The organism is Ruegeria sp. YKSD163 (assembly GCF_059612905.1).
The window spans coordinates 34,563-44,242 of the sequence record NZ_JBXWRM010000025.1 but is presented as its reverse complement, the minus strand read 5'-3'; the positions used below and the strand labels follow the sequence as shown (position 1 = coordinate 44,242).

Here is a 9,680-nt window from a genome sequence, read left to right as displayed (position 1 = left end):
CTTTCATGGGAATTCTCCTGTTCAGCCCTGCATCCAGGGCAGTTTGTCCAGATCGACGTTGCCGCCGGTGATGATCACGCCCACGCGCTTGCCACGAAACGCGTCGGGGTTTTTGAGGATGGTCGCCAGAGGTACCGCGCTGGAGGGTTCCATCACGATGCGCAGGTGCTTCCAGATCAGCTTCATCGCATCGACGATTTCCTGTTCCGAGGCGGTGTAGATCTCGGACACGTGGTTTGACACGAAATGCCAGGTCAGGTCCTTGAGCGGCACCAGGAGCCCGTCAGCGATGGTCTTGGGTGCATCATCGGCAATGATGTGACCCGCCTTGAAGCTGCGATAGGCGTCGTCGGCCTGTTCCGGCTCGGCGGCGATCACATCTGTTTCGGGGGCCAGCGTCGACAGTGTCAGACAGGTGCCCGAGATCATCCCGCCGCCCCCGATTGGAGCCACCACCATATCCAGCCCGTCGGTCTGCTCCATGAACTCCCTGGAACAGGTGCCCTGCCCCGCGATCACGCGCGGATCGTTGTAGGGGTGGACGAAATCACCACCCGTCGCGGCCTGCACCTCGGCAAAACGCGCCTCGCGCGAGGTCGTCGAGGGCTCACATTCGGTGATCACGCCGCCATAGCGACGCACCGTGTCTTTCTTGGCCTGCGGCGCGGTGCGCGGCATGACCACGTTGCAGGGAATGCCACGCAGCATCGCGGCATAGCTCAGGCACGAGGCATGATTGCCGCTGGAATGCGTTGCGACCCCTTTGGCGGCCTGCCCCTCATCCAGGCCAAAGACCGCATTCGCCGCGCCGCGCACCTTGAACGCGCCAGGCTCCTGAAAGTTCTCGCATTTGAAGAACAGCTGGCACCCCGCCAACTCGCTCAGATAATCCGACACCCGCACCGGCGTAAGCCGGATATAAGGCGCAATCCGAAAATGCGCACAAAGCATGTCCTCGTAGGTCGGGATATACATCATACCGCTCCTCGCACTTGCAGCGCAGCCCTTGCACCCGGGATCACCGCGCCTGCACTGTTGACAGTCCGCGACCCCGCGACCTTTTCGGCCACCATTTCGGCGGTAACCGCGGACAGCGTCCAGCCAAGATGCCCGTGCCCGGTCTTGTAGAACACCCGGTCGCGGGCACCCTGCCCCACCTTGGGCATCATGTTCGGCATCATCGGTCGCAGTCCTGCCCATGGGATGGCGTGTTCGGTGCTCACACCGGGGAAGAACCGTTCGCACCACTTCACCAGCGGGCGTACCCGGTCGTCCCGAATGTCGAGGTTGTAGCCGTTGAACTCCGCCGTGCCGGCGATGCGGAAACGGTCCTTGCCCAGGCGGCTGGTCACGACCTTCGCCTCGTCATCGAGCAAGCTGATCCAGGGAGCAGACTGCTGGCTTTCCTCGTCATCGAGGCGAACGGTGATCGAATAGCCTTTGACCGGATAGACGTTCACCCGGTCGCCAAGCTGCTCCGCGATAGCCCGGCTTTCGACACCCGCACAAACGACGATGGCATCGAAGGTTTCGGTCTGACTTTCGTTGTTCCGGCTCCAGGTCAGGCGGACCTCGTTCTTGTCGACCTTCAGCGCGTCGACATCGGTGCCGAAGCGTAAAACCGCCCCACCCCGTTCGATGGATTTGGCAAGACCCGTCGTGTAGCGGTGAATGTCGCCGGTGAAATCGCTTTCGGTGTAGTAACCACCGTAGAAATCCCCGCTGAGCGCCGGTTCGATCTGGCGAACCTCTTCGGGCGCCACCGCGCGGCGCTCCAAACCACCCTCAGCCAGCAGCTTGTTGACCTCGGTCGCGTGGTCGAATTCGGCCTTGTCGGTGTAGATATGCAGGATGCCTCGGTTTTCGCAGTCGAAGTCGAAACCATGCCGCTCGGCCTTCTCACGAAGAAGCCCGCGCGCAGCAATCGCCATACGGGTCGTCTCGACGGTGTTCGCCCGGTATTGCGGGATCGACGCCACGAACTCGGCCATCCAGCTATACTTGTGCCAGCTCGGCTTGGGGTTGACGAGAAGTGGCGCGCCCCGGGTCATCATCCACTTCATGCCCTTGAAGACCGTCGACCAACGATTCCAGATTTCGGCATTCGATGCCGACAACTGTCCGCCATTGGCGAACGACGTCTGCATCGCGGCATAACGATTGCGATCGAACAAGGTGACATCATAGCCCCTGTCCATCAGGCTTGATGCTGTAGTTACGCCAGTAATTCCGGCGCCGATTACGGCAATTCTGGTCATGGCATCCTCCCGCGACCCAAGGTTTCGTCCTGCCGGATGACAGGTCCAATCCCCTCTGTCGCGAGATGCGGAGGCTCCACAGCGCGCTTCAGATCGCCGCGCTTGTCACAGTCCTTTTGCCTGAGAGGTTCCGGGGGGTTGCTCCTTCGGCGCCGAGTTATCGGCCTCTCCTGTGACAGCTTGGTAGGCTGAAAAAGGTCTAAACCGTATTTAGTTTCACGTCAAGACTATTTTAAAGTGCATCTTTTTGCAGTTCTTTGGCGAGAGCATCTCGGTAGTCTTCCGAGGTCACCCAGGCCCCAAGACGAGCAAGGATTTCGTTGAACGCCCGCATCTCCTGAGCAGAGAGCGGGTCCGTCAGGATCACCTCTAGCCGATCAGACAAACGGCGCGCCACTTGGCGAACCTCTTTGCCCTTTGGCGTTGTGGAGAGCAGGAACACCCGCGCGTCTTCGCTTGAATTTTCTCGCTCGATCAGACCGGCGCCGATCAAATTCTGGATGATTCTCGAGGTCAAACTTCTGTCAAAACCAGTTATTTTCGCGATTTCTGCGAAAGTTGTGCCCGGCCGATCATCGATCAAACGCAACACACGCAGATCGCGGATCCGGCATCCCGTCTCTCTCAGGAAAATCTCGTCGTTGGCCTGGATCGCTTCTTGGGCGACGATGTTCAATCTGTATGTCAGGCGCTCGTTCTTGAAAGTCTTGTCGGTCTGCACGATCCGCTTCTCCTGTAGTCGATACCAAAAAAGTATCACGTCTTACCCTGATTTCCACACGAAATAGTCTTAACAAGAAACCATCTTGCCGGAAAAGTATCTCCGCGCAATATTCTCACATTGAGATAACTTGGAGCCCGCGAAGATGTTTCCCACCTGGTACGAGACTCACCGCAAAACGTCGCAAGACTGGCTGCAGACCCTGCATCGCCACCCCGAAATCGGCTTCGAGGAAGTGCGGACGGCGGCCTTTGTCGCAGCACGGCTGACCGAGCTCGGTTACAGTGTAGCAACTGGCATCGGCGGCACGGGCGTCGTCGGGACCTTGTATGGTCAAGATGCGTCACCTGCTGCACCCGGACGTTGCATCGCCTTTCGGGCAGAACTTGATGCCCTTCCGATGCAGGAGAAAGCCACGGTCGGCTACGCGTCCGAAGTTCCTGCCCGGTTTCACGGCTGCGGGCATGACGGACACATGGTCACCGCACTGACCGCCGCCGCCTATCTCGCGACGCATCGGGACTTCGACGGCACAATTCGCTTCATCTTCCAGCCTGCCGAGGAACTCCTGACCGGTGCACGCGCGATGATCGCAGACGACCTGTTCGAGCGGTTCCCCTGCGACGAGATCTACGCCTTGCACAACTCGCCGGACCTTCCCGCCGGTCAGCTCGGCGTGCCGGCGACAGCGGCGCTGTCGTCTGCGGACAACATTGATATCACGATCCAGGCGCAAGGTGCGCACGGGTCGATGCCGCATACCGGGCAGGATGCCGTCGCAGCCGCCGCCCACCTGATCTCGTCCGTTCAGCAGGCCGCTACTCGGAATTTTGACGCACGCCAAACCGGGGTGATTTCCTTTGGTCTGATCAAAGGCGGTACGGCCCGCAACATCCTGCCCGATACCGTTCGGATCGAAGGGACCATGCGCACGACGGCGACCGAGGTGCGCGATACGCTGGCCGATTTGCTGCAGGACGCGGTGCGCGCGACCGAGCTTCTCTTTGGCGTTCTCATCGAAATCGACGTGACCAGCATGGTGCCCGTCACGCTGAATAATCCCGCCTGCGTCGCCGCGGCCGTGGCTGCGGCAACGCGGGTCGTTGGACCGGGCCGAGTGACCGAGAACGCCCGCAGTCTCATGGCATCCGAGGACTTCTCCGAACTCTCGGGGCTCGTGCCCGGTGCCTGCTTCTTCATAGGTCAGGGCGGCTATGCCCCTCACCACCCGGAATTCGTCTTCGACCCGGAAATCATCCCTGTCGGAGCCGCCATCTTTGCCGACCTGGCAAAGCACCGCACGAGCGCAACGCTCAACTCTCACCAACTGACCTGAACCAGATATCATCCTAGGGAGGATCCAGATGATCACCTTCACCAAGTCCATGCTCACCTGCGCTGTCGCCGCAACCGCAATGATGGCGGGGACGATGGCAAGTTCCGAGACGCTCACCATGTCGTCCTGGGTGCCGCCGACCCACTTTGTGCACACCGACTTCCTTGTGCCCTTCACCGAGAAGGTCACCGAAGTCACGGAAGGTCGCGTCAACGTCGTGATCCTGCCCGCGCCGCTGGCTAGCCCGCCGCAGCACTGGGAACTGGCACGCAACGGCGTGGCCGACATCACCTGGGGCAACTTCACCTATGAGCCCGAGCGCTTCGTTTCGATGTGGTTTGCCGAGTTCCCGAATGCCGGGACCAATGCCGAAGCTCAAAGCCGGGCACTGTGGCAAACCTATGACGCCTATCTCGCCGACAACGCTGCTTTCGACGGTGTGAAGATGCTCGCGGTTGGCATGTTCGGCGGCGGCCAACTGCACCATGGCTCCAAGACCGTGACCTCGCCCGAGGATTTGGCCAACGTCAAGTTCCGCATGGGCGGGCCGATCCAGGAGAAACTGTTGACCTCGCTGGGCTCGGTTCCGGTGGCCGCACCCGCTACCAAGGCCTACGAGATGCTGGAAAGCGGCGTCATCGACGGATCGCTTCACACCATGGAATCGGTAGTCAACTTCCGCCTCGAAGACAGTCTCGAGCATCACACCATCTTCCCGAACGGCTTCTATGACGCGACCTTCTTCGTCATCATGAACGGCGCCAAATGGGATGGGTTGGCTGACCAGGACAAAGCTGCGATCGAAGGCATCATCGGCGAAGAACTCTCCGCCGCATGGGGCAAGAACTTCGACCTGCAGAACCCCGCCGCCACCGAAAAGCTGGGCGCGGCCGGTCATGAGATCGTGGAAGCCTCGCCCGAACTGATCGCGGCGGTAGATACCATCTACGACACGATGGTTGCTGACTGGGTGGAGGCCGCCAAGGCCGCTGGCGTTGCCGACCCGCAGGCCATGCTGTCCTTTTACAACGACACGTATGAGGCGCTTGCAACCGAATTCGCAGCGTCTGCATCGAACTAAACCGCGCAACGGGGACCGGTTTGCCGGTCCCCGCCTTTTTGGGAGGAGACGGGATCATGCTGTCCATGGCATGGAAAGTCCGCCGGGGAGTTGAAACAGTCATGGCACTGTTCCTTCTGGCAATGGTCGCACTGACCTTCGCAGACGTCATAGGCCGCCGCATCGTCGGCAAGCCGATCTACGGGGCCAATGACATCACAGAGCATCTGATGGCACTGGTTGTTTTTGCCGGCCTTCCGCTGGTGACCGCTGCTGGGGCGCACCTGACAATCGACCTGCTCGACAAGCTTGTGAACAAGCCCTGGATGGCGTGGTGGCGCGTCCTGATCAGTGTGTTGGTGACCACAGTGCTGGCTCTTGTCGCCTGGCTCTTTGTCAAGCACGGACTGAACGCGTCGCGCATCTCGGAAGTCAGCCAGGCTCTCCGTGTCCCACGTGGCCCGCTCTATTTCTACATGGCCGCAAGCTGCGCCCTCTCGGCGCTGGCCGCCCTGGCCACCGCCTTTACCGGGCCGATGGTCGATCCCGAAGACACCCATGAGGAGGAAGCGCTATGATCGTCGGTTCCATTGCAATGCTTGCGGCCATTATGCTGGCCTTTCTGCGGGTTCCCCTCGCCTTTTCCCTGCTCGCCGTCTCTGTGGCCGGGATTGGTTTTTCCATCAACTGGAACATCGCGCTGCAACTCTTGCCATTGACGATTTCCGATGCGGTTCTGTCCTACGATCTGGCCGTCGTGCCGATGTTCATCCTGATGGGAAACGTGATCTCCAAGACAGGCATCGCCCACGATCTGTTCCGCGCGGCCTATGCCTTTGTCGGCCATGTGCGCGGAGGGCTGGCGCTCTCGACCATGGTCGCCTGTTCGGGGTTCTCGGCGGTCTGCGGCTCAAGCTACGCCACGGCGGCCACCATGGCCAAGGTCGCCTATCCCAGCATGAAGAAGTACAAGTATTCTGATGAGCTGGCCTCCGGCACCATTGCCGCTGGCGGCACGCTGGGCATCCTGATCCCGCCCTCGATCATCATGGTGGTCTACGGCATCCTGACCCAGACCAATATCGGGGACCTGTTCATCGCCGGTGTGATCCCCGGTCTGCTGGGCCTCGCACTTTATATGGCCGCGATCCGGTTCGTTGCTGGCCGCAATCCCAGCCACGCCCCTCAAGGCGAAAAGACCCCGTGGCCCGAAAAGCTGATAGCGTTGTCCGGCATTTGGCCTTTCGTTCTGCTCTTCGGTCTCATCATCGGCGGCCTCTATGCCAAGCTCTTCACGCCGACCGAAGCGGCCGGCATGGGCGCGGGCCTTGCGATCCTGATTGCAACCTTTCACGGGCGGCTGACCTGGGCCGTGCTGCGCAGGGTGATCATCGACACGGCCTATACGTCGGTGTCGCTCTACACGGTCCTGTTCGGCGCGCTGATGCTGTCCAAACTGCTGACCTTGTCGGGGCTGGCGGCCGGTGTCTTGGCATTGGTGCAATCCACAGGGTTGGAAGGCTATGCCCTGATCTTCGCGATCATGCTCGTGTTCATGGTGCTGGGCTGCGTGATGGACTCCATGGCGATCATCCTGATCTTCGTGCCGCTTTTCGCGCCTATCGTCGTCGCTCAAGGGTTCGACCTTGTCTGGTTCGGGATCATCGTGATCGTGGTGACCGAGATCGCACTGGTCACGCCACCCGTCGGGATGAACGTGTTCGTGCTCAAGGCGGTCCTGCCCGATGTCCCGGTGGTCCGGATCTTCAAGGGACTTGTCCCCTTCATCGCGGTCGATGTCGTACGCCTTGCCGTGCTGGTCGCCTTCCCCGCAATCACGCTCTGGCTGGGAAGCACCGCCGGATAGAGGCCGACCAGGCACAAAAACGAAGAGCGGCGGACGAAGGAGATCCTTGCCCGCCGCTTTTTTCGTGCCGCATCTTCAGGGGCGCAGCAGGTCCGCAAGGTGATCCGGCGCCATCGGCACGATCCCCGTGGGATTGAGCGCCTTTATCGAATAGTAGCCTTGCAGGATGTGGTCGATATCCACTGTCTCTCGCACACCAGGCAGGTCGAGCATCCGCGCGAGGTAGCCCGACAGACGCGGGTAATCCCTGACCTGTCGCCGGTTGGTCTTGAACAGGCCATGATAGGCGGCGTCGAACCGGATCAGTGTCACAAAGGCGCGAATGTCCGTTTCAGTCAAGCTGTCCCCGAACAGGTAGTCGCCAGTCAACCGCTCCTCAATCTCGCCCAGCATGGCGAACACACCCTCCAGCGCCTCTTCATAGGCGGGCTGGGATGATGCGAACCCCGCCTTGTAGACGCCGTTGTTGAGCAAGTCGTAGAGGCGCGGATTCAGAGCGTCGATCTCGGCTGCCAGATGCAGGGGATAGAGTCGCAGATCTGAGGGCACGAGATGTTCGAAGGCGCTATCGAACATGCGCAGGATATCGGCGCTTTCATTGTTTACCATCACGTTCCGCCTAGTGTCCCAGAGCACCGGAACCGTTGCACGTCCGGTGAAGTTCGGATCGGCACGGGTGTAGAGCTCGTGCATGTAGCGCGCGCCGAAGAGCGGATCCTCGTCAGCGCCGGCAAAGCCACCGAAACTCCATCCCTGATCCGTCAGGGACGGGTTCACCACGGTCACCGGGATCATGTCCTCCAGGCCCTTGAGCTTGCGCGCGATCAGCGTTCGCGACGCCCAAGGACAGATCAGCGCGACATAAAGCCGATAGCGGCCAGGTTCGGCCTTGAACCCTTCCTCGCCTGTCGGGCCGGGCGCACCGTCCGACGTGATCCAGTTGCGAAAGCTGGAGGTCTGGCGCACGAAGCGGCCGTCCTTGTCGGTTTTTTGCACCGGCTGCCAGTTCTCCATCCATTTGCCGTCCACAAGCATGTGCCGGTCTCCTCAGGTTGCGTGAAAGATGAAGGACCGCATCGAGACCGATCCGAGATCGATGGCATCGGTCATGAAGGTCAATTCGTCGCGCGCATCTGACGCGCCGGCGATGGTCAGGGCTGGTAAGTAATGATCCACGGTCGGATGAGCTGCGGTGAGAAGAGCGCCCAGCCCGTCCGCATCCGCGAGCGCGCGGAAATCCCGGTCCACGAGACGATCGGCAAAAAGCGCATCAAACGCCTGCGCGAAATCCTGTGGCGTGCCACCCGGGCGCATGGCGCGCAGGTTGTGGACGACATTGCCCGAGCCGAGGATCAGGATGCCCCGGTCCCGCAGGTCCGACAGAGCCCGACCGACCTCGAGTTGGTGTTCCAGCCCCCGTCCCATGTCGATCGAGACCTGAAAGACCGGAACATCCGCATCGGGATAAAGAAACTTCAGGACAGCCCAGGCACCGTGGTCGAGCCCCCAGGTTTCATCCCCGGCGGCGCGGTGGCTGCTCAGAAGCGATATCACTTCGCGCGCCAGATCGGGCCGGCCGGGTGCCGGGTACTGCTGTTGAAAAAGCGCCTCGGGGAACCCGTAAAAATCATGGATCGTGCGCGGCATGGCCGAGACATCCACAAGCGTCGTTCCGTTGGTCATCCAATGTGCCGAGACGACGAGGATCGCTTTTGGTCGTGGCAGGCTCTGGCCAAGCAGCGCCCAGGATCGGCTGAACGGCCCGTCTTCGATCGCATGCATCGGGCTTCCATGCCCGAGAAAAACGACCGGCATCCGGTCGGAGGGAGCGAAACGTTCCTTAAGGTCTTGTAAGCTGTGTATACGCATGATGGGCCGCTTTCGATTGTGTCCGAGCCGCCCAAAGGCCGCCCGGGATTGATGGAAAATCAGGCGAACTGGCCCAGTGTCCGCTGCAGCGCCGGGACTTTCAGGGCAAAGGCACCGCTGCCGAGCGTTGCAATCGCACCCTGCACGACTGCCCAGAAGATCGGGAACTCCCAACCGCCGCCTTCGGACGAGAACAGCCAGCCATTGCCGGCATGAACCCAAGTAGCGCCCAGAAGCACCGGGATCAGTGCCAGTGAGACAAGCCGCGTGCCGATGCCGAGGACCAGGGCGATCCCGCCGATGATCTCGGCAGCGATCGTGAAATAGGCCAGAAGCCCGGGCAGGCCGAGGCTCTCGAAGAAGCCGACGGTTCCGGCGACGGTGAAGACGCTGATCTTCAGCCAGCCATGGGCGAGAAAGAGCGAACCGCTGGTGACGCGAAGTGCGAAGGCAGCATAGTCAGAATTCGTTTGCGTGGTCATATCCGTGTCCTTTTGTTGAAAGCCGCCCGGAGACAGCTTGTCTGTGAAGGAACATAGGCCTTGCAGATAACCCTCAAAATGGCGAAT

The 9,680-nt window shown here is 60.8% G+C and carries 10 protein-coding genes and 1 riboswitch; of the genes, 4 read left to right on the top strand and 6 right to left on the bottom strand.

What is annotated here, in order from left to right; all coding sequences use genetic code 11:
* Positions 1–21: 21 nt before the first annotated feature.
* The 3 genes from bhcB to AC2FNA_RS21660 all read right to left on the bottom strand — a co-directional run bounded on the left by bhcB (position 22) and on the right by AC2FNA_RS21660 (position 2,979).
* On the bottom strand, positions 22–975 hold the full coding sequence (gene bhcB / locus AC2FNA_RS21670; RefSeq protein WP_496830150.1) for a beta-hydroxyaspartate dehydratase BhcB: 954 nt from the start codon (positions 973–975) through the stop codon (positions 22–24).
* Positions 975–2,258, bottom strand: coding sequence for a D-amino acid dehydrogenase (locus AC2FNA_RS21665; protein ID WP_496830148.1), 1,284 nt, complete (start codon positions 2,256–2,258; stop codon positions 975–977). Before AC2FNA_RS21665 ends, bhcB begins: the two co-directional genes overlap by 1 nt.
* A gap of 98 nt (positions 2,259–2,356) precedes the next feature.
* Positions 2,357–2,441, bottom strand: a riboswitch (glycine riboswitch).
* A 49-nt stretch (positions 2,442–2,490) separates the two neighbouring features.
* Positions 2,491–2,979 (bottom strand): MarR family winged helix-turn-helix transcriptional regulator, encoded by a 489-nt coding sequence (locus AC2FNA_RS21660; protein WP_496830146.1) that lies wholly within the window; start codon positions 2,977–2,979, stop codon positions 2,491–2,493.
* A gap of 145 nt (positions 2,980–3,124) precedes the next feature.
* On the opposite strand from AC2FNA_RS21660, the gene AC2FNA_RS21655 reads away from it, so the two are divergent.
* The 4 genes from AC2FNA_RS21655 (at position 3,125) to AC2FNA_RS21640 (ending at position 7,242) form a co-directional block, all read left to right on the top strand.
* Complete coding sequence (locus AC2FNA_RS21655; protein ID WP_496830144.1) at positions 3,125–4,315, top strand: M20 metallopeptidase family protein; 1,191 nt, start codon at positions 3,125–3,127, stop codon at positions 4,313–4,315.
* A 28-nt stretch (positions 4,316–4,343) separates the two neighbouring features.
* A complete protein-coding gene (locus AC2FNA_RS21650; protein WP_496830142.1) occupies positions 4,344–5,396 on the top strand; it encodes a TRAP transporter substrate-binding protein in 1,053 nt (350 codons plus the stop codon).
* A gap of 101 nt (positions 5,397–5,497) precedes the next feature.
* The gene (locus AC2FNA_RS21645) at positions 5,498–5,953 is read left to right on the top strand and encodes a TRAP transporter small permease (RefSeq protein WP_496830140.1); all 456 of its coding nucleotides are present in this window, start codon (positions 5,498–5,500) and stop codon (positions 5,951–5,953) included.
* Positions 5,950–7,242, top strand: a complete 1,293-nt coding sequence (locus tag AC2FNA_RS21640) for a TRAP transporter large permease (RefSeq protein ID WP_496830138.1) — start codon at positions 5,950–5,952, stop codon at positions 7,240–7,242. The genes AC2FNA_RS21645 and AC2FNA_RS21640 overlap by 4 nt, the downstream gene beginning before the upstream one ends.
* A gap of 75 nt (positions 7,243–7,317) precedes the next feature.
* On the opposite strand, the gene AC2FNA_RS21635 is transcribed toward AC2FNA_RS21640, so the two are convergent.
* Genes AC2FNA_RS21635 through AC2FNA_RS21625 form a run of 3 tightly spaced genes read right to left on the bottom strand, consistent with a single transcriptional unit; the run spans position 7,318 to position 9,593 of the window.
* On the bottom strand, positions 7,318–8,277 hold the full coding sequence (locus AC2FNA_RS21635; protein ID WP_496830136.1) for a glutathione S-transferase family protein: 960 nt from the start codon (positions 8,275–8,277) through the stop codon (positions 7,318–7,320).
* A gap of 12 nt (positions 8,278–8,289) precedes the next feature.
* Entirely contained in the window at positions 8,290–9,111 is an 822-nt protein-coding gene (gene ygiD, locus AC2FNA_RS21630) for a 4,5-DOPA-extradiol-dioxygenase (RefSeq protein ID WP_496830134.1), read from the bottom strand.
* 59 nt (positions 9,112–9,170) lie between these two features.
* Complete coding sequence (locus AC2FNA_RS21625; protein WP_496830132.1) at positions 9,171–9,593, bottom strand: DoxX family protein; 423 nt, start codon at positions 9,591–9,593, stop codon at positions 9,171–9,173.
* Positions 9,594–9,680 lie beyond the last annotated feature (87 nt).